The following is an 18,973-nucleotide window of genomic DNA, read 5'->3' on the forward strand; positions in this document are numbered from 1 at the left end:
CCCTTAGGCCGCCTTGATTTCAGCGCCGCTGGACTTGAACACGCGAACGCGTGCACCGTCAGCCTGCACCTTGATGCCTACGCGATCAGCCTTGCCGGTGGCAGCATTGAAGATGGCCACGTTGGACTGATGGATGGGCATGGATTTTTCCACGATGCCGCCCGTCGTACCCTTCATGGGGTTTGGCTTGGCGTGCTTCTTGACGAGGTTGATGCCGTCGATGACGAGATAGGAATCATCCTTGCGCAGCGACACAGTGCCACGCTTGCCCTTATCGCGCCCGGTCAGCACGATGACTTCGTCGCCCTTGCGAATCTTGTTCATGGCGCGTCCTTAGAGAACTTCAGGAGCCAGGGACACGATCTTCATGAACTTCTCGGTACGCAGTTCACGCGTCACGGGTCCAAAGATGCGGGTGCCGATGGGCTCCAACTTTGCATTCAGCAACACCGCAGCGTTGCCATCGAATTTAACGAGCGAACCATCGCCACGACGAATACCCTTCGCCGTACGAACCACCACCGCGCTGTAGACCTCGCCTTTTTTGACGCGACCACGCGGAGCAGCTTCTTTGATGCTCACCTTGATGATGTCGCCAACGCTTGCATAGCGACGCTTCGAGCCACCCAGCACCTTGATGCAAAGGACGGACTTGGCGCCGGTATTGTCGGCAACCTCTAACCGAGATTCTGTCTGGATCATTTCAATATTCCCAACTTGCACCAGAAGACCACGGCCCCAGAGAACTTCTCAAGGGCTGCAAATCAGCCAGTCAGTCTTGGGCCCGTCGTCCGCACCGCAAACCATTTGCAGCACTTCCCGCTGGGCAGAAACTTCACGCAATAAACGCGAAGCCTTTGATTATTGCAAAGCCGTGCAGGGAAGTCAAGCGCCTGTTAGCGAGGAATGTGCAAATACTGTTGCGCCAACGCCAGAAAGGCCTCCAGATGCGGATCAGCGCCCAACTCTTGGCGCAGGATGTCCGCAACAACAGGCGCCAGCTCTATGGCCTTGCGAGCGTCCAGAAACAGCAATCTTGAGCGGCGGGCCAGCACATCCTCCACCTTACAGGCGTATTCGTAGCGCGCCGCAAAACGCACCATTCCCTCTGTCAGCCCGCCATCAAGATGGGTCTGCGCCCCGACGATAGCCCCGACAAGCGACGCCTCGCTGCCATATGAATGGAGCCCTTGGGCATCACTGATGCGATGCCGAACGGCTTCCCGGGGCGCTCCCACCAAGGGCAGATGGTTGGTCAGGCCTGCCGGTTTTTCCATGAGCAGGCCGGTGGCGAAGCATTTTTGCAACACATCCTCCGCCATGGCACGGTAAGTGGTCCATTTCCCGCCCGTCACGGTAATCAGGCCGCTGCGGCTGGCCAACACGGTGTGCTCCCGGCTGATCTTCTTAGTATTGTCGCCATCGTCGTCCTGCGGTTTCACCAGTGGCCGCAGGCCCACCCAGATACTCCGGATGTCCTCCACCTGGGGCGCACGGGTGAGGTAGCGCGCCGATTCTTCCAGGATGAACCGGACTTCTTCCTGGAACGGCTCCGGCTCACGCACGATGTCCTGGCGCGGGCTGTCTGTCGTTCCCAGAATCAGCTTGCCGAGCCACGGCACCGCAAAAAGCACCCGACCATCGGCCGTCTTGGGCACCATCAGGGCGTGATCCGACGGTAGAAACTCCCGGTCCACAACAATATGCACACCTTGGCTGGGTGCGACGATGGGCTTGACCGGGCGATCGATGGCCTCGCCGTCCAGCTGGCGCAGCGTGTCCACCCAAACGCCTGTGGCATTCACGACAGCGCGTGCGCGCACGGTGAACTGCTGGCCACTGTCGGTGTCTTCACACACGAAGCCTGCCACCTTGCCGCCCTCATGAATCAGCGAACGCGCCGGGCAGTAATTGACCACCAAGGCGCCCAGGCTGGCTGCCGTCCGTGCCAAGGCCAAGGCCAGACGGGCATCGTCGAATTGTCCGTCCCAGTATTTGACGCCACCCTTGAGCCCCTCGGCGCGGGCCGTGGGCAGGCATGCCAGCGTGCGCGCACGTCCCATGAATTCGGTAGCGCCCAAACCGGCCTTGCCCGCTAAAGCGTCGTACATCTTGAGTCCGATGCCGTAAAACGGCGTCTCCCAGAACCGGTACGAGGGCATCACGAACGGCAAGGGTTGCGCCAGATGGGGTGCGTTGTGCAAGAGGGTCGTGCGCTCATGCAGCGCTTCGCGCACCAGCGCGATGTTTCCCTGCGCCAGATAACGGACACCGCCGTGCACCAGCTTCGTGGAGCGCGACGAAGTCCCTTTGGCGAAGTCGTGCGAGTCGACAAGAACCACGCTGAAACCACGCGCTGCCGCATCCAGCGCAACCCCCAACCCCGTCGCCCCGCCGCCAATCACAGCAAGGTCATATTGGTGCGGCTGGGCCAGGCGGGCCAGCAGGTCGGCGCGTCGCGTAGGAAGAGGGTCTGCGGCATGGGTCATGGGGTGATTGTCCATGGGCGGGGTAAAAATTAAGGGTTTACCCTTGAATTTCTGACGCATCCGAGGTGAGAACCGCCTTCGAATGAGAGTCTTCCAACGACGGCTCGGAGTGAAAAGGACAGCCAGGAGCCTTGTGAGCCCTGGCAGCCATGACGTAGACGTCAGGAAACGGCGCAGTCAGGCCATCAACGCGCCTTGCCGTCCTTCCATGCCTGCAACAACGTGTCGTACGCAATCGTCTGGCCCTTGGGCTTCTCGTTGGCAAGCTTGGCCCACGGCGCCTGCTTGTCGCTCAGCCACTTGGCGTTGTCGCTCTTCGGATTGAGCTTGGGTGCGCAATGTGCCATGCCAGCCCGTTCGAGGCGCGCCATCACCTGGTCCATTTCGTCGGCCAGCGTGTCCATCGCGCCCTGGGGCGTCTTCTCACCCGTCACGGCCTGGGCCACGTTTTTCCACCACAGCTGGGCCAGCTTGGGGTAGTCGGGCACATTGGTGCCGGTGGGCGACCATGCCACGCGGGCAGGGCTGCGGTAGAACTCCACCAGGCCACCGAGCTTGGGCGCCATGTCGGTCATGGCCTTGGACTGGATGTCGCTCTCGCGGATCGGCGTCAGTCCCACGATGGTCTTCTTGAGCGACGTGGTCTTTGCCGTCACGAATTGCGCGTAAAGCCAGGCGGCGGCCGTCTTGTTGGCGTCATGGCCTTTGAAAAACGACCACGAACCCACGTCCTGGTAGCCGTTCTGCATACCCTGCTTCCAGTATGGGCCGTTCGGCCCGGGCGCCATGCGCCACTTGGGTGTGCCATCGGCGTTCACCACGGGCAGGCCGGGCTTGACCATGTCGGCCGTGAAGGCCGTGTACCAGAAGATCTGCTGCGCGATCTGGCCTTGGGCCGGCACCGGGCCGGCTTCGCCAAAGGTCATGCCGGTGGCTTCCTTGGGCGCGTATTTCTTCATCCAGTCCACGTACTTGGTCAGCGCATAGACGGCTGCGGGTGAGTTGGTGGCACCACCACGGGCCACCGATGCGCCCACCGGTGTGCACTTGTCGTCGGCCACGCGGATGCCCCATTCGTCGATCGGCAAGCCATTGGGCGCACCGATGTCGGCGGTGCCGGCCATCGACAGCCAGGCATCGGTGAAACGCCATCCCAGCGACGGGTCCTTCTTGCCGTAATCCATGTGACCATAGATGGGCTTGCCGTCGATCTGCTTCACGTCATTGGTGAAGAACTCGGCGATGTCCTCATAGGCGCTCCAGGTGAGCGGCACGCCCAGGTCGTAGCCGTACTTGGCCTTGAACTTGTCCTTGATGTCCTTGCGATCGAACAGGTCGGCGCGGAACCAGTACAGGTTGGCGAACTGCTGGTCGGGCAGCTGGTAGAGCTTGCCATCGGGTGCCGTGGTGAACTTGGTGCCGATGAAGTCCTTGAGGTCCAGGCCCGGGTTGGTCCATTCCTTGCCGGCCCCTGCCATGTAGTCGGTCAGGTTCATCATCTTGCCGTAGCGGTAGTGGGTACCGATCAGGTCCGAGTCCGAGATCCAGCCGTCATAGATCGACTTGCCCGACTGCATGGAGGTCTGCAGTTTCTCGACCACGTCGCCTTCCTGGATCAGGTCGTGCTTGACCTTGATGCCAGTGATCTCCTCAAACGCCTTGGCCAGCGTCTTGGATTCGTATTCGTGGGTGGTGATGGTCTCCGACACCACAGAAATCTCCTTGACGCCCTTGCCCTGGAGCTTCTTGGCGGCTTCGATGAACCACTTCATCTCGGCCATCTGCTGGTCCTTGTTCAGCGTGGATGGCTGGAACTCGCTGTCGATCCACTTCTTGGCTTCGGCCTCGCCAGCCCAGGCAGCTTGCCCCAAAGTCAGGGTAGCGGCGGCGAACGCGATCGCCGTGAACTGCATCTTCATTGTTGTCTCCTCAGATGGAACCCCCATGGTGGCTGAACACCGGCCCGGGGGGAGATCGGGCCGGAGCGCGTCATCATCAAAAACGATAGCTGCCAGCGCTTTTCACAGCTATGTTTTAGATAAATTTCTACTTAAAAGTCTTACCAATAAAGCGGTACAAGCTATGTTTTTGATACCGCCAGCCCATCAACCCTTGCGCATCACCAGCGCCAGCACCACCATCGACAGCACAAAGCTGATCCAGATCGACGGGTCGCCGTCCAGGCGGAACCACTGGGCCAGCTTGCCGCTGATGCCGACAAAGATCAGGTTCACATAGGCCGCAGACAGCAGCCCGATGAACAGGCGGTCGCCGCGGGTGGTCTCCAGCGGCAGAAAACCCTTGCGCATCACGGTAGGCGACTTGATTTCCCACACCGTCATGCCCACCAGCATCAGCACGATGCAAATGAAGAACACCGCCACGGGCAGCGTCCAGGCCATCCAGTCAAACATTGGTACCCCCCTGAGCGCCTGCGGCGCTTCCCCCCAGGGGGACGCAGCCAGTGGCCGGGCAATGCCCGTTCCACGGCTGCTGCTGGCATGGGGCAGCCTGCGCACTCTGCGGCGAATTGGTGTGGTTCATGGTTCTGCTCCCTTTGTCGTCAAACGCGGCCCATCGCAAAGCCTTTTGCGATGTAGTGGCGGACAAACCAGATCACGATGGCGCCCGGCACGATGGTCAGCACCCCGGCCGCGGCCAGCGTCGCCCAGTCCATACCCGACGCGCTCACGGTGCGCGTCATGGTGGCCACGATGGGCTTGGCGTTCACGCTGGTCAGCGTGCGCGCCAGCAGCAACTCGACCCAGCTGAACATGAAGCAAAAGAACGCAGCCACACCCACGCCTGCCTTGATGAGCGGCAGAAAAATCTTGATGAAAAAGCGCGGAAAGCTGTAGCCGTCGATGTAGGCCGTTTCGTCGATCTCGCGCGGGATGCCGCTCATGAAGCCTTCCAGAATCCACACCGCCAGCGGCACGTTGAACAGCAGGTGCGCCAGCGCCACGGCGATGTGCGTGTCCATCAGCCCCACCGTGGTGTAAAGCTGAAAGAACGGCAGCAAGAACACAGCGGGCGGCGTCATGCGGTTGGTGAGCAGCCAGAAGAACACATGCTTGTCACCCAGGAACTGGTAACGGCTGAACGCGTAAGCCGCTGGCAGCGCCACCGTGAGCGAAATCACCGTGTTGATGCCCACATAGATCAGGCTGTTGATGTAGCCCGAATACCAGGACTCGTCCGTGAAGATGGTCTTGTAGTTGTCCCAGGTGAAGTGCTGCGGGAAGAACGAGAACGAAGACAGGATCTCCGCGTTCGTCTTGAAGCTCATGTTCACCATCCAGTAAATGGGCAGCACGGCGAAGATCAGGTAAGCGATCAAAAACAGCGACCGCTTGTGGAAGCGCTTTTCATTCATGGCCGGCCCCTTCGTTGCTGGCGGTGCCCACGCGCTGCATCCAGTTGTAGAGGATGAAACACAGCAGCAGGATGATGAAGAAATAGATCAGCGAGAAGGCTGCCGCAGGCCCCAGGTCGAACTGGCCAACGGCCTTGGTGGTGAGGTACTGGCTCAGGAACGTGGTGGCATTTCCCGGCCCACCGCCCGTCAGTACAAAGGGCTCGGTGTAGATCATGAAGCTGTCCATGAAGCGCAGCAGCACCGCAATCATCAGCACACCGCGCATCTTGGGCAGCTGGATATAGCGAAACACCGCCAGCTTGCTGGCGCCGTCGATGCGGGCCGCCTGGTAGTACGCATCGGGGATGGAGCGCAGCCCGGCAAACGCCAGCAGCGCCACCAGCGGAGTCCAGTGCCACACGTCCATCAGCAGCACCGTGAGCCAGGCTTGCGTGGCGTTGCCGGTGTAGCTGTACTCGATGCCCAGCTCCTGCAGCATGCGGCCCATCAGGCCAATGTCGGCCCGGCCGTAGATCTGCCAGATGGTGCCCACCACGTTCCACGGGATCAGCAGCGAAAGCGCCACCACCACCAGCACGGCAGACGACTTCCAGCCCTGCGCCGGCATGGACAGCGCCAGTGCAATGCCCAGCGGAATCTCCACGGCCAGCACCGCCAGCGAGAACGTGAGCTGGCGCCACAGCGCAGCGTGCAGCTCCTCGTCGCGCATCACGGCGGCAAACCATTCGGTGCCAACAAACACGCGCCGCTCGGGCGAGATGATGTCCTGCACCGAGTAGTTCACCACGGTCATCAGCGGCAGGATGGCCGAGAAAGCCACACAGAGGATCACCGGAAGAATCAGGAACCAGGCCTTCTGGTTCACGGGTTTGGTCGTGGTGCTCATGCCAGCAGCTCCTCGTTTTGGTAGTAGCAGGTGTGCTCACCCAGCACCTGCAGCCACACCGTGTCGCCTGCCGAGGGCAGTCGCGTCTCGGGGCTGAAACGGGCCTTGAGCGTGTGCTCGCCCACCTTCGCTGTCAACATCAGATAGGTGCCAATGTCTTGCACCTGCGCCACGCTGCAGGCCAGGGCGCCGGGCTGCTGCGCAGCGGCCAGCGCCAGGTATTCCGGGCGAATGCCCACCTCCAGCGACCCGGCGGGCAGCGCACGCCCGGCGGGCAGCGCCAAACGGTGGCCAACCACGGCCAGCTCTGCGCCATCCGCCTCTGCAGGCAAAAAGTTCATGCCCGGCGAGCCAATAAAGTGGCCCACAAACATGTGCGCCGGCCGCTCGAACAGCGCGTCCGCCGAGCCCACCTGCACGGCGCGACCGCGCGTCATCACCACCACCTGTTCGGCAAACGTGAGTGCCTCGACCTGATCGTGTGTCACGTAAATCAGCGTGAGCTTGAGCTCATGGTGGATCTGCTTGAGCTTGCGCCGCAGCTGCCACTTCAGGTGCGGGTCGATCACCGTGAGCGGCTCGTCGAACAGCACAGCCGCCACGTCCGATCGCACCAGGCCGCGGCCCAGTGAAATCTTCTGCTTGGCATCGGCCGCCAGGCCCGCCGCGCGCTGGTTGAGCTGGCCGCTCAGCTCCAGCATCTCGGCAATGACGCCCACGCGCTGCTTGATCTGCGCCTCGGGCACCTTGCGGTTGCGCAGCGGGAACGCCAGGTTCTCGGCCACGGTCATGGTGTCGTAGATCACGGGGAACTGGAACACCTGCGCGATGTTGCGCTCCTGCGGGCTCGCGCGCGTCACGTCGCGGCCGTCAAACAGCACCTTGCCATGTGAGGGGACGAGCAGGCCCGACATGATGTTGAGCATGGTGGTCTTGCCACAGCCCGAGGGGCCGAGCAGCGCATAGGCGCCCCCGTCCTCGAACTCCATCTTCAGAGGCAGCAGCGCGTAGTCGCTGTCCTGCTGCGGGTTGGGCTTGTACGAGTGCGCCAGATCCAGACTGATGCGAGCCATCTCAGCGCCCTCCTTGTAGGGCGAGGTGTCGCGCGGGCGCCCACGCCAGTCGCCCATCGGCGCCAAACACATAGGCCTGCGCCGGGTCCAGATGCAGCGTGATGGGCGCGCCCAGTTCAAAGTAGTGCACGCCGGTGAGCTGCGCAACCAGGTCGCCCCAGGGCGTCGTGGCATGTACGAAGGTATCCGAACCCGAAATCTCCGCCAGCTCCACCACGCCCCCCACGCTGATGTCTGCGGGGCGGGCCACCACGCGCAGCGCGCTGGCGCGCACACCCACCGTCAGCCCTGCCGCCGTGGCCACGCCTTGTGGCAGCGGCAAGGCCAGTTCCACCCCGCCCTGCAGGCGCACCCCACGCGGGGCCGCCGAAGCAGCGATCAGGTTCATGGGCGGGTCGCTGAAGGCACGCGCCACGCGCAGCGAGTTGGGCGCATGGAACACCTCGGCCGTGGGGCCGTATTGCAGCAGCCGGCCTTCATCAAGCACGGCCGTGTAGCCGCCCAGCAGCAAGGCCTCGCCCGGCTCGGTGGTCGCATAGACCACGGTGGACTGGCCTGCGGCAAACAGCTGGGTCAGCTCCTCGCGCAACTCTTCGCGCAGCTTGTAGTCCAGGTTCACCAGGGGTTCGTCCAGCAGCATCAGCGGCGCGCCCTTGGCCAAGGCGCGGGCCAGCGCCACGCGCTGCTGCTGCCCGCCCGAGAGTTCGGCCGGGTAGCGGTCCAGGAACATGTCGATATGCAGGCGACTGGCGATCTCACGCACCCGGGCGTCGATGTTCTTCTCGCCGCGCAGCCTGAGCGGCGACGCAATGTTGGCGGCCACCTTCATCGATGGGTAGTTGATGAATTGCTGGTACACCATCGCCACGTTGCGCTCGCGCACCGGCACACCCGTCACATTGACGCCATTGACCACCACGCGACCGGATGTTGGCGTGTCCAGCCCCGCCATGATCCGCATGAGGCTGGTCTTGCCCGCCTGCGTGGCACCCAGCAGCACCGTGACGGCGCCACTCTGGAGCGCAAGGCTCATGTCATGCAACCAGGTCTGCGGCCCTACCTTCTTGCCGATGCTGTCCAGTGCCAGCTGCATCCCGCAACCTTTCTTTGTGACCCGAGGGCGTATGAATCCGGCGCTGCTGCGACACCAGACACAGCACGCACACCTGATTTTCGATTTCGTTCATTTTTGATATTTCTTGATCACATTGAATCAATGTTTACCCTTAACAAGTTCCTTTTTGTTCGATTTAAAGTATCTCCACCCTTTAGCTGATTGATTCGCGTGAATACGAACCCCCGACAACTGCTGCTTCTTGAAGAAGTCCGTGCGCGCAAATCCGCCACGGTGGAACAACTGGCCGATACCCTGGGCGTGACACTGCAGACCGTGCGCCGCGATGTGCAGCGCCTGGCCGATTCCGGTCTGCTCACGCGCTTTCATGGCGGCGTGCGCGTGCCCAGTTCCACGGTGGAGAACCTGGCCCACACCCAGCGCGAAACGCTCAACGCCAAAGGCAAGGCGCGCATTGCGCGCGCCGTAGCCGAACAGGTGCCCAACGACTGCTCGCTGATCCTGAACATCGGCACCACCACCGAAGCCATCGCCAAGGCGCTGTTGCACCACCGGGGCCTGCGCGTGATCACCAACAACCTGAACGTGGCGGCCATCCTGAGCGGCAACCCCGACTGCGAAGTGATCGTGGCCGGCGGCGTGGTGCGCGCCCGCGACCGCGGCATCGTGGGCGAGGCGGCGGTGGACTTCATCCGCCAGTTCAAGGTGGACATTGCGCTCATCGGCATCTCGGGCATCGAGCCCGACGGGTCGCTGCGCGACTTCGACTACCGCGAGGTGAAAGTGGCGCAGACCATCATCGAACACGCCCGCGAGGTCTGGCTGGCCGCCGACCACAGCAAGTTCAACCGCCCGGCCATGGTGCAACTGGCCACGCTCGCCCAGATCGACCGCCTGTTCACCGACGCCCCTCCTCCCGAACCATTCCCGGCACTTCTGCAGGATGCCGAGGTGATCTGCACCGTCGCCGCATGAGTGAGAACAACCCCCTGCGCGGCGGTCGCTGGCATCGGCTGCGCGCTTTCATTGGCCGGCTCTCCGAATCTGGGCCCAACCGCATCGCCTGACATACCCTTTCATCTATGACCTACCTGCTCGCACTCGACCAAGGCACCTCCAGCTCCCGCAGCATCGTCTTTGACGAGCAAGGCCGCATCGTGGCGCAGGCGCAGCTGGAGCTGCCGCAGATCTACCCCCAGCCCGGCTGGGTGGAGCACGACCCGCTGGAAATCTGGCGCACCCAGCTGGCCACGGCACGCGATGCGCTGGCCAAGGCGGGCATTGCCGCCAGCGCCGTGCGCGCCGTGGGCATCACCAACCAGCGCGAGACCACCGTGCTTTGGAACCGCAAGACCGGCCAGCCCGTGCACCACGCCATCGTGTGGCAGGACCGGCGCGCCGAGCCTGCCTGCGCGCAACTGCGCGAACAAGGCCATTCCGCCACCATCCAGGCCAAAACCGGGTTGCTGGTGGATGCCTATTTTTCGGGCACCAAGCTGCAGTGGCTGCTGGACCATGTGCCCGGCGCGCGCGACGCGGCCGAGCGCGGCGAGCTCGCCTTTGGCACGGTGGACAGTTGGCTCATGTGGAATCTCACCCACGGCCGGGTGCATGTGACCGACGTGAGCAACGCCTCGCGCACCATGCTGTTCAACGTGCGCACCAACCAGTGGGACGACGAGCTGCTGGCGCTGCTGCGCATCCCCAGGGCGCTGATGCCCGAGGTACTGCCGTCCAGCGCCCACTTTGGCGACATCGCCCCCGACCTGCTGGGCCACCCCATCCGCATCGGCGGCGTAGCGGGCGACCAGCAGAGCGCGCTGTTCGGCCAGGCCTGCTTTACCGCCGGCATGGCCAAGAACACCTATGGCACGGGCTGCTTCATGCTGATGCACACGGGTGGCACGTTCCAGACATCCCACAACGGCCTGCTCACCACCAGCGCAGCATTGGCAGCCCCCACGCTTGCTGCTGCGCATGCGGCGCTGCCCCCGAGGGGGCCGTACCAGGCTTGGGGCGGCCCGGCGCCTGGCAGGCCACGACCCAACCCGAATTCGCCATGGAAGGCAGCGTCTTTGTCGGTGGCGCCGTGGTGCAGTGGCTGCGCGACGGACTGCGCGCCATCGATTCGAGCAGCGAGGTGCAGGCGCTGGCCGAAAGCGTGCCCGACTCGGGCGGCGTGATGATGGTGCCCGCCTTCACCGGCCTGGGCGCACCTTACTGGAAGCCTGATGCCCGCGGCACCATCACGGGCCTGACGCGCGGCACCACGCTGGGCCACATTGCGCGGGCCGCGCTGGAAAGCATCGCCTACCAGAGCGCCGCCCTGCTGCTGGCCATGAGCCGCGATGCCGTGGCCGCAGGCGGCGCCCCGGTCAGCGAGCTGCGCGTGGACGGCGGCGCCTGCATCAACGACCTGCTCATGCAGTTCCAGGCCGACCTGCTGGGCATTCCGGTGGTGCGGCCTGCCGTCATCGAAACCACGGCGCTGGGCGCGGCGTACCTGGCGGGGCTGTCGAGCGGTGTGTATGGCAGCACCGATGAGCTGTCCCAACTGTGGCGGGCAGATCGCCGATTTGTGCCCACGCTCGGCAATGCGCGTGCGCAGGAGTTGATGGCGAACTGGGAGCACGCCGTGCGCCAGACCACGGCAGACTGAATTCGGTTGCGCACCAGAACGTAAGGGCGCGGCGGCGCTACCATCGTGGCCCCAGTTGTTGTTGCCACCTTGCACCTCCCATGAACCAAACCGCCGCCTCCCCCTCCCTCCCCACCATCGCCTTCATCGGCGGCGGCAACATGGCCAGCGCCATCATTGGCGGGCTGATCCACCGCGGCCACCCGGCCAGCCAGATCGAGGTGGTCGAGCCCTGGGCCGAGGCCCGCGAGGCGCTGCGCAAGAACTATGGACTGCAAGCCCAGGCCGAAGCGGGCCCGGCACTGCAGCGCGCGCAGATCGTGGTCTGGGCCGTCAAGCCCCAGACCTTCAAGGACGCCGCTGCCCAGGCAAAGCCCCACACGGCAGGCGCCCTGCACCTGAGCGTGGCCGCCGGCATCCGCTCGGACAGCATCGCCCAGTGGCTGGGCAGCGAACGCATCGTGCGCACCATGCCCAACACGCCCGCGCTGGTGGGCAAAGGCATGAGCGCGCTCTATGCCCGCCCGGCCGTCAGCGCGCCCGAGCGTCAGAGCATCGAGGCCATCATGGCCACGACGGGCGAGTTCCTGTGGGTGGATGATGAGCCGCTGCTGGACGCCGTCACGGCGCTGTCGGGCTCGGGCCCGGCCTATGTTTTCTATTTTCTGGAAGCCATGACGCGCGCCGGCACCGACATGGGCCTGACCGCGGCGCAGGCCCACCAGCTGGCGGTCGGCACCTTTGTGGGCGCCTCGGAGCTGGCCCGCCGCTCCGACGAAACGCCCGCGGTGCTGCGCCAGCGCGTCACGTCCAAGGGCGGCACCACCTATGCGGCCCTGCAATCGATGGAGCAGGACGCGGTGGGCGAGAAGTTCGTGCAGGCCATGCAGGCCGCACGGCAGCGTGCGCACGAGCTGGGTGACGAGTTTGGAAAATAAGTATCAAAACAGCCTGTAGCTCTTGATGGATAAGCGCTAATAGCTATTTATTTGATAGCAAATCAACCCAGCAGATAGCTGCCCGCAATGCCGACGAACAGCGTGAACCCCACCCAGTGGTTCATGCGAAACGCCCGAAAACACCCCTCGCGCGAGCGCGTGCGGATCAGCCACCAGTGCCACACCACCTGGGCCAGCGCCACCGCGATTGCTATGTAAAAAATAGTACCTAGCGCAAGCGGTGCAAGCGCTACCAGCCAACAACCCAGGAACAGCAGGTAGAACACCACAATGGCGACCACGTCAAAGCGCCCCAGCGTGATGGCCGAGGTTTTCATGCCGATCTTCAGGTCGTCGTCGCGGTCCACCATGGCGTATTCGGTGTCGTAGGCCAGCACCCAGAACAGGTTGCCCAGCCAAAGCAGCCACGCCATGGCCGGCACCTGGCCCTGCACGGCGGCAAACGCAATCACGATGCCGAAGTTGAAGGCAATGCCCAGCACCGCCTGCGGCATGGCAAAAAAACGTTTGGTGAACGGGTAAAGAATGGTCACCAGCAGCGCCGGCACCGACCAGGCCACCGCCACCCAGTTCGTCGTGAGGACCAGCCCCAGCGAAATGAGCGACAGCACCGCGCCCACGGCCAGGGCTTCCTTGACCGAGACCTGGCCCGAGGTGATGGGCCGCTGCGCCGTGCGCTTGACGTGGCGGTCGAAATCGCGGTCGGCCACGTCGTTGATGCAGCAGCCGGCGCTGCGCATCAGGATGGTGCCCAGCACGAACACCGCCAGCAGATGCCAGCCTGGAAAACCGCCCGCCGCCAGCCACAGCGCGCTGAGCGTGGGCCAGATCAGCACCAGCCAGCCGGCAGGCCGGTTCAAGCGGATCAGGTCGAGGTACAGGGAAAAACGGCTGCGCGGAGAAGGGGTCATGCTGAAACCAACGAAAAACGGACAGGAACGGGCAAAGGACGAACGCAGCGAAAAATGCGGCGAGCGGCGCCGCCCGCGCGCGATGGCGGGCCGGCCCGGAAAACGCGCTTTATACGCTACCCGCCGCTGGCGGGGCGGGCGGTGGGGCCAGTGGCACGCCGGCCTGCCCGGCGGCAAAGCCGCGCAGAAACTCCACAATGCCCGGGTCCACCGCCAGCCGCTGGCCAGCACCCCGGCCTGCAGCACATCGCGCGATGCACCGATCCCCGCCTGCAACTGGGTTGCCTGCTGCAGCCAGCGCTGTGCGCGCACGGGCAACAGCGGACGCAAGGCCTCGATGTTGTAGCGCAGGCGCTTGGCCAAGATGCGCGCGCGGTGCTGGCTTTCGGCATGGGTGCTGTCGCGCAGCGCCTTTTTCCATTGCGCATGCAGCCGCTGGATGCGCTGGCGCACCCAGTGGCGCACGGTTTTGCCCGGCAGGTCCGGCGATTCACCCCAGGCCTGCGGGCGGGCCAGGTCATCCAGCCACAGGGTGATGGACAGCAAGGCCGCGCCCACGGCCGGCTCCTGCAATGCCCGGCGCACCAGCTGGCGCTGCTGCAGCGCGGCCTGCTGGAATGCCTGCGCCATCGCCTGCCAGCGCTCTGCCCGCCCGGCGTCACCGGCCACAAAGGCGTCTTGCAGCGCGGGCAGCGTCTGCGTGCACGCCACATCCAGGTCGCGCAACTCGCCCAGCAAGACCAGCATGGGCTGCATCTCCGGCCACGCAGGCACCGCCCGCACCGGCGCGGCCGGTTTGAACAGGCGCAAGGCGCCGCGAAAGCGCCGCCAGCCCACGCGCGCCTGGTGCACCAGCTCGGGGGCGTCGCTATGGACCAGCGCGTTCAGGTTGGCGGTGAACTGGGCAAACATCTCGCCCAGCACGGGCTGCACCAAGGCGCGCAACGAAACCTCGGTGCCCAGTTGCGGCGGGCGGGCGCGCAGCGGGGTGTCCAGCTTGCCATCGCGCAATTCATAGCCGCGCTGGGCCTTGCTGGCCGCCAGCGGCAGCACGGCGATGTGCTGCGCAATCTGCCGCGCCAGATCGAACAGCGCGGCGGGCGGCCCGGCCAGCAGTTCCAGCTCCAGCTCGCAAATCGGCACGCTGCGCTGCCCGCAGGTGATCTGCCCCATGTCAAGCGCCACCTCGATAGCACTGCCATCGCGCCGGCGCACCGTCCAGGCCGTGCGCTCGAAGTCCGTGGCAAAACAGGGCGCGAGCGCTGCAAACACCGCGCCGTCGGGGTCGACTTTTTGCCAAGGCGGCGCGGACTGCAGGGCGGCCTGCACCAGCGCAGGCCCTGGCACCGGCACTTCCCATTCTCCGCGCAGGCTCAGGGCCGAATCGCCGCTGTCGCTGGTCTTGAGGGTTTGCAGCCATTGCGGCGCATTGACCCCGCCCACACGCCGCAGGCGCAGGGCCATGCGCTGGGTGCGCAAGGCCTGTCCGGGCGTGTCGTAGTAAATGTTGTCCACCTGCTTGTGCACGGGCTGGCGCCGCGCCAGGGCCGGCAGGCGCGCCAGCTGCCGCGCCAGGCCGGCGGGATTGGACGTGGGCAACGCGAGCTTGATTTCAAGCTCTGCGCCCGGGCCGGGGTAGCTGGTAGATGGCATGGTGTTTGTCTCTCCAGGTCACGGCGCCACGGTGACAGACCGCTGTCGGAAAAAAGCGCCGGCAGCAGACACGCCCCGTGATCCAGCAAACGAAATCAGTCTTCCAGCAACGAGCGCAGCATCCACGCTGCCTGCTCGTGCACCGTCAGGCGCTGGGTCAGCAGGTCGGCCGTGGGTTCGTCGCTGGCCTTGTCGGCCAATGGGAACAGGCTGCGCGCGGTGCGGGCCACGGCTTCGTGGCCTTGCACCAGGATACGGATCATCTCGGTGGCCTTGGGCGGCTGGGCGGGGGCATCGGGCAGGCTGGTCAGCTGGCCGAACTGGGCATAGGAGCCCGGTGCGAAATGGCCCAGCGAGCGGATGCGCTCGGCAATCGGGTCCACGGCATTCCACAATTCGGTGTACTGCGTCATGAACATGGTGTGCAGCGTGTTGAACATCGGGCCCGTCACGTTCCAGTGGAAGTTGTGGGTGGTGAGGTACAGCGTGTAGGTATCGGCCAGCAGGCGTGACAGGCCCTGGGCAATGGCGGCGCGGTCTTTTTCGCTGATGCCGATGTTGATGCTGGGTGCCGAGGTTTTGCTGGAAGCTTTGGCCATGTCATTTCTCCTGGAATGGGCGGGTGGAACAACGGCTGCGGGCGCCTGAAAATCAGGCCTGCAGCGCAATCGACCACTGTAGCGCAGGAAACCGCGCGCACAGGGCACAAGCGCCGTTCAACCCCGCCTGCACGGTCGCATCAGGTCATGACAGCCGCGTGACGCCCGGTAGCTCGCAGGCATAAATGGCGTTGCGCAGCGCGGCAATGGCTTCATAGCGCGTGAAGCTGCGCCGCCAGGCCAGCACCACGCGGCGCGTGGGCGGTGGGCTGCCATCTTCCTCGCGGATGGGCAGGTAGCGGATATAGTTTTCGTCGCTCTTGCGCCGGCGCGACACGGTCAGCAGCGCATCGCGCGGCACCGACAAGCGCGGCACCAGCGTCACCCCCATGCCGGCGGCCACCATGTGCTTGATGGTCTCCAGCGACGAGCCCTCGAACGACTTGCGGATGCCCTCGGCATTGCTGGCAAAGCGCGCGAACTCGGGGCACACCTCCAGCACATGGTCGCGAAAGCAGTGGCCCGCGCCCAGCAGCAGCATGGTCTCGCTCTTGAGCTCGGACGCGGTGATGGATTTTTGCGCGGCCAGCGGGTGCTTGCTGGGCACCGCCGCCATGAACGGCTCGTCATACAGCGGCGCGATGGCCAGGCCCGTGTCGGGAAAAGGCTCGGCCAGGATGGCACAGTCAATCTCGCCGGTGCGCAGCATCTCCAGCAGCTTGACGGTGAAGTTCTCCTGCAGCATCAGCGGCATCTGCGGGGTGCGCGTGATCGAGTGGCGCACCAGGTCGGGCAGCAGGTAGGGGCCGATGGTGTAGATCACGCCCAGGATCAAAGGCCCGGCCAGCGGGTCCTTGCCGCGCTTGGCAATCTCCTTGATGGCCGCCGCCTGCTCCAGCACGCTTTGCGCCTGGCGCACGATGTCCTCGCCCAGCGGCGTCACCGTGACCTCGCCCGCACTGCGCTCGAAGAGCTTGACGTCCAGTTCCTCCTCGAGCTTCTTGATGGCGACCGACAACGTGGGTTGCGACACATAGCAGGCATCGGCCGCATGACCGAAGTGCTTCTCCCGCGCCACGGCAACGATGTACTTGAGTTCGGTAAGGGTCATGGTGAATGCATTTCGGCCCGTCAGGCTTTGAGATAGTCTGATTTTCCACCCAACCAGCGCGCCACGTGCCTGGCAGCCAGTTCCGGGTAGCGGTCCAGCATCTGCGGCGCCAGCTCACGCGCCCATTCGAGCAGGTGCGTGTCGGTGGCCAGGTCGGCAAATCGCAGCAGCGCATCGCCCGACTGGCGCGCGCCCAGAAACTCCCCAGGCCCGCGGATTTCGAGGTCGCGCCGGGCGATCTCAAAGCCGTCGTTGGTCTCGGCCATGGCGCGCAGGCGCTCCTTGGCGGTTTCGCCCACGCGGCCGCTGTCGTTGGTGGCATAGAGCAGCACGCAGGCCGATGCCGCAGCGCCCCGCCCCACCCGGCCGCGCAACTGGTGCAACTGGCTCAAACCAAAGCGCTCGGCATGTTCTATGACCATGAGCGAGGCGTTGGGCACGTCCACACCCACCTCGATCACGGTGGTGCTGACCAGCACGCCCATCTGCCCGCTGGTGAACAGCGCCATCACGGCCTTCTTCTCGGCCGTGGGCATGCGCGAGTGCAGCAGGCCCACCATCACACCGGGCAAGGCCTCGCTCAGGTCGGCGTGCGTGGCGGTGGCGTTGGAGAGGTCCAGCGCCTCGCTTTCTTCGATCAGCGGGCACACCCAGTAAACCTGCCGCCCGGCCGCCACCTGCGCGCCGATGCGCGCGATCACCTCGTCCTTGCGGCTGTCGGCAATCAGCTTGGTGACGATGGGCGTGCGGCCCGGCGGCAGCTCGTCGATCACCGACACATCGAGGTCGGCGTAATAGCTCATGGCCAGCGTGCGCGGGATGGGCGTGGCGCTCATCATCAACATGTGCGGCTCCATGCCTTGATGGGACAGCTTTTGCCGTAAGGCCAGCCGCTGCGCCACGCCAAAGCGGTGCTGCTCGTCGATGATGGCCAGCGCGAGGTTCTTGAACTGCACCTGCTCCTGGATGACGGCGTGCGTGCCCACCACCAGCGCGGCCTCGCCGCTGGCCACCAGCGCCAGCATGGCGGTGCGATCCTTCTTCTTTTGCCCGCCCACCAGCCAGGCCACGCGGCGGCCACGGGCGGCGAGCAAGGGCTCGAGCCAGCCGATCATCTTGGCGAAATGCTGCTCAGCCAGGATTTCGGTGGGCGCCATCAGCGCGCACTGCCAGCCGGCGTCCATGGCGAGACACGCCGCCAGCGCCGCCACCACGGTTTTGCCCGAGCCCACATCGCCCTGCAGCAAACGGTGCATGGGCACGGGGCGGGCCAGGTCGGCGGCGATTTCGTCGCCCACGCGGCGCTGCGCGGCGGTCAGGTCGAACGGCAGCACGGCCATGAGCTGCTCATGCAGGGGCAGCGCGCCGTCGTCCGCCCTGGCGGGGCGCAGCACCGGGGCCCGCAGCCGGTCGCGCTCGCGCCGCGACTGCTGCTGCGACAGCTGCTGGGCCAGCAGTTCCTCGGCCTTCAGCCGCTGCCAGGCCGGGTGGCTGTGGTCTTCCAGCGTGGACAGCGCCACATCCGGCGTGGGGTGGTGCAAAAATGTGAGCGCCTCGCGCAAGCTGAATAAGCGCTGGAGGCCGTTTTGGCTATATATCCGGGTCACCGGCGGCTCTGCACCGGGTGGCAGGGTGTCTGACAAGTCCACCCGCGTCAGCGCGCCGACCACCGCGCGGCGCAGATAGGGTTGGGGCAAACCGGCGGTGGTGGGGTAGACCGGCGTCAGCGCGGCAGGCAGCTCGCCGCCTGCCACACGGAACGCTGGATGCAGCATCTGCCGCCCCCAGAAGCCGCCCTTGACCTCACCCCGGATGCGCAGGCGCGCACCCACGGCCAGGGTCTTCTGGTGCGAGGGGTAGAAGCTGAAAAAACGCAATTCGCACGACCCCGTGTCGTCTTCCACCCGCACCAGCAACTGGCGGCGCGGGCGCAGCTGCACTTCGCTCGCGGTCACCGTGGCTTCGATCTGCACCATCTGCCCGTCGCGGGCGGTGGCCAGTGGTGTGATGCGGGTTTCATCCTCGTAGCGCAGAGGCAGGTGCAAGGCCAGGTCGATATCGCGCTGGAGACCCAGCTTTTGCAACGCCTTCTGGGCCACCGACGCCCCGCCCTTGGCGGCCGCGGGGGCCGCAGGCCGGGCGGCGACGGGGGAAGCGACTTTGGCAGCGATGGGCATGGAGGAGCGATGGGAGCGCGGGT

At 65.0% G+C, this 18,973-nt stretch carries 15 protein-coding genes and 2 pseudogenes; 3 read left to right on the forward strand and 14 right to left on the reverse strand.

Going from position 1 to position 18,973, the window contains the following annotated elements; genetic code table 11:
* Positions 1 to 3: 3 nt before the first annotated feature.
* The 9 genes from rplX to CBP34_RS17610 all read right to left on the reverse strand — a co-directional run bounded on the left by rplX (position 4) and on the right by CBP34_RS17610 (position 8,920).
* Positions 4 to 324 carry a 50S ribosomal protein L24 gene (gene rplX / locus CBP34_RS17570; RefSeq protein WP_086913550.1) on the reverse strand — a complete coding sequence of 107 codons (321 nt, stop codon included), beginning with the start codon at positions 322 to 324 and terminating at the stop codon, positions 4 to 6.
* 9 nt (positions 325 to 333) lie between these two features.
* Positions 334 to 702 carry a 50S ribosomal protein L14 gene (rplN, locus tag CBP34_RS17575; RefSeq protein ID WP_007861702.1) on the reverse strand — a complete coding sequence of 123 codons (369 nt, stop codon included), beginning with the start codon at positions 700 to 702 and terminating at the stop codon, positions 334 to 336.
* Between the two features lie 194 nt (positions 703 to 896).
* Positions 897 to 2,489, reverse strand: coding sequence for a glycerol-3-phosphate dehydrogenase/oxidase (locus CBP34_RS17580; protein ID WP_094099253.1), 1,593 nt, complete (start codon positions 2,487 to 2,489; stop codon positions 897 to 899).
* A 185-nt stretch (positions 2,490 to 2,674) separates the two neighbouring features.
* Positions 2,675 to 4,408 carry an ABC transporter substrate-binding protein gene (locus CBP34_RS17585; protein ID WP_094098769.1) on the reverse strand — a complete coding sequence of 578 codons (1,734 nt, stop codon included), beginning with the start codon at positions 4,406 to 4,408 and terminating at the stop codon, positions 2,675 to 2,677.
* Between the two features lie 186 nt (positions 4,409 to 4,594).
* A complete protein-coding gene (locus tag CBP34_RS17590; RefSeq protein WP_086913552.1) occupies positions 4,595 to 4,903 on the reverse strand; it encodes a DUF2160 domain-containing protein in 309 nt (102 codons plus the stop codon).
* Positions 4,904 to 5,052: 149 nt separating this feature from the next.
* A complete protein-coding gene (locus CBP34_RS17595; RefSeq protein ID WP_094098770.1) occupies positions 5,053 to 5,865 on the reverse strand; it encodes a carbohydrate ABC transporter permease in 813 nt (270 codons plus the stop codon).
* Positions 5,858 to 6,754: a carbohydrate ABC transporter permease gene (locus tag CBP34_RS17600; RefSeq protein WP_094098771.1), complete on the reverse strand. Its 897-nt coding sequence runs from the start codon at positions 6,752 to 6,754 to the stop codon at positions 5,858 to 5,860. The genes CBP34_RS17595 and CBP34_RS17600 overlap by 8 nt, the downstream gene beginning before the upstream one ends.
* Positions 6,751 to 7,827 carry an ABC transporter ATP-binding protein gene (locus tag CBP34_RS17605; RefSeq protein WP_094099254.1) on the reverse strand — a complete coding sequence of 359 codons (1,077 nt, stop codon included), beginning with the start codon at positions 7,825 to 7,827 and terminating at the stop codon, positions 6,751 to 6,753. Before CBP34_RS17605 ends, CBP34_RS17600 begins: the two co-directional genes overlap by 4 nt.
* Before the next feature lies 1 nt (position 7,828).
* Positions 7,829 to 8,920: an ABC transporter ATP-binding protein gene (locus CBP34_RS17610; protein ID WP_094098772.1), complete on the reverse strand. Its 1,092-nt coding sequence runs from the start codon at positions 8,918 to 8,920 to the stop codon at positions 7,829 to 7,831.
* Between the two features lie 192 nt (positions 8,921 to 9,112).
* On the opposite strand from CBP34_RS17610, the gene CBP34_RS17615 reads away from it, so the two are divergent.
* The 3 genes and pseudogenes from CBP34_RS17615 (at position 9,113) to proC (ending at position 12,478) form a co-directional block, all read left to right on the forward strand.
* Positions 9,113 to 9,877: a DeoR/GlpR family DNA-binding transcription regulator gene (locus tag CBP34_RS17615; protein WP_086928855.1), complete on the forward strand. Its 765-nt coding sequence runs from the start codon at positions 9,113 to 9,115 to the stop codon at positions 9,875 to 9,877.
* A gap of 107 nt (positions 9,878 to 9,984) precedes the next feature.
* Positions 9,985 to 11,561 (forward strand): annotated as a pseudogene (glpK, locus tag CBP34_RS17620) (glycerol kinase GlpK).
* Positions 11,562 to 11,641: 80 nt separating this feature from the next.
* Positions 11,642 to 12,478, forward strand: coding sequence for a pyrroline-5-carboxylate reductase (gene proC / locus CBP34_RS17625; protein WP_094098773.1), 837 nt, complete (start codon positions 11,642 to 11,644; stop codon positions 12,476 to 12,478).
* A 62-nt stretch (positions 12,479 to 12,540) separates the two neighbouring features.
* On the opposite strand, the gene ubiA is transcribed toward proC, so the two are convergent.
* From ubiA to recG, 5 genes and pseudogenes are all read right to left on the reverse strand, one after another.
* On the reverse strand, positions 12,541 to 13,410 hold the full coding sequence (gene ubiA, locus CBP34_RS17630) for a 4-hydroxybenzoate octaprenyltransferase (protein WP_094098774.1): 870 nt from the start codon (positions 13,408 to 13,410) through the stop codon (positions 12,541 to 12,543).
* Between the two features lie 300 nt (positions 13,411 to 13,710).
* Positions 13,711 to 15,063, reverse strand: a pseudogene (locus CBP34_RS17635) (CYTH and CHAD domain-containing protein); the annotation flags it as partial.
* A 95-nt stretch (positions 15,064 to 15,158) separates the two neighbouring features.
* Positions 15,159 to 15,662: a Dps family protein gene (locus tag CBP34_RS17640; protein ID WP_094098775.1), complete on the reverse strand. Its 504-nt coding sequence runs from the start codon at positions 15,660 to 15,662 to the stop codon at positions 15,159 to 15,161.
* A 145-nt stretch (positions 15,663 to 15,807) separates the two neighbouring features.
* Positions 15,808 to 16,773, reverse strand: coding sequence for a LysR substrate-binding domain-containing protein (locus CBP34_RS17645; RefSeq protein ID WP_086913560.1), 966 nt, complete (start codon positions 16,771 to 16,773; stop codon positions 15,808 to 15,810).
* Between the two features lie 20 nt (positions 16,774 to 16,793).
* Entirely contained in the window at positions 16,794 to 18,950 is a 2,157-nt protein-coding gene (gene recG, locus CBP34_RS17650; protein WP_094098776.1) for an ATP-dependent DNA helicase RecG, read from the reverse strand.
* Between the last annotated feature and the right edge of the window lie 23 nt (positions 18,951 to 18,973).

This window comes from Acidovorax carolinensis, from assembly GCF_002157145.1.
GTDB lineage: Bacteria > Pseudomonadota > Gammaproteobacteria > Burkholderiales > Burkholderiaceae_C > Acidovorax > Acidovorax carolinensis.

What these genes read in the sequence shown, in the direction of transcription:
- rplX (WP_086913550.1), bottom strand. Translation starts at nt 324, where the DNA reads ATGAACAAGATTCGCAAGGGCGACGAAGTCATCGTGCTGACCGGGCGC.
- rplN (WP_007861702.1), bottom strand. Translation starts at nt 702, where the DNA reads ATGATCCAGACAGAATCTCGGTTAGAGGTTGCCGACAATACCGGCGCC.
- CBP34_RS17580 (WP_094099253.1), bottom strand. Translation starts at nt 2,489, where the DNA reads ATGACCCATGCCGCAGACCCTCTTCCTACGCGACGCGCCGACCTGCTG.
- CBP34_RS17585 (WP_094098769.1), bottom strand. Translation starts at nt 4,408, where the DNA reads ATGAAGATGCAGTTCACGGCGATCGCGTTCGCCGCCGCTACCCTGACT.
- CBP34_RS17590 (WP_086913552.1), bottom strand. Translation starts at nt 4,903, where the DNA reads ATGTTTGACTGGATGGCCTGGACGCTGCCCGTGGCGGTGTTCTTCATT.
- CBP34_RS17595 (WP_094098770.1), bottom strand. Translation starts at nt 5,865, where the DNA reads ATGAATGAAAAGCGCTTCCACAAGCGGTCGCTGTTTTTGATCGCTTAC.
- CBP34_RS17600 (WP_094098771.1), bottom strand. Translation starts at nt 6,754, where the DNA reads ATGAGCACCACGACCAAACCCGTGAACCAGAAGGCCTGGTTCCTGATT.
- CBP34_RS17605 (WP_094099254.1), bottom strand. Translation starts at nt 7,827, where the DNA reads ATGGCTCGCATCAGTCTGGATCTGGCGCACTCGTACAAGCCCAACCCG.
- CBP34_RS17610 (WP_094098772.1), bottom strand. Translation starts at nt 8,920, where the DNA reads ATGCAGCTGGCACTGGACAGCATCGGCAAGAAGGTAGGGCCGCAGACC.
- proC (WP_094098773.1), top strand. Translation starts at nt 11,642, where the DNA reads ATGAACCAAACCGCCGCCTCCCCCTCCCTCCCCACCATCGCCTTCATC.
- ubiA (WP_094098774.1), bottom strand. Translation starts at nt 13,410, where the DNA reads ATGACCCCTTCTCCGCGCAGCCGTTTTTCCCTGTACCTCGACCTGATC.
- CBP34_RS17640 (WP_094098775.1), bottom strand. Translation starts at nt 15,662, where the DNA reads ATGGCCAAAGCTTCCAGCAAAACCTCGGCACCCAGCATCAACATCGGC.
- CBP34_RS17645 (WP_086913560.1), bottom strand. Translation starts at nt 16,773, where the DNA reads ATGACCCTTACCGAACTCAAGTACATCGTTGCCGTGGCGCGGGAGAAG.
- recG (WP_094098776.1), bottom strand. Translation starts at nt 18,950, where the DNA reads ATGCCCATCGCTGCCAAAGTCGCTTCCCCCGTCGCCGCCCGGCCTGCG.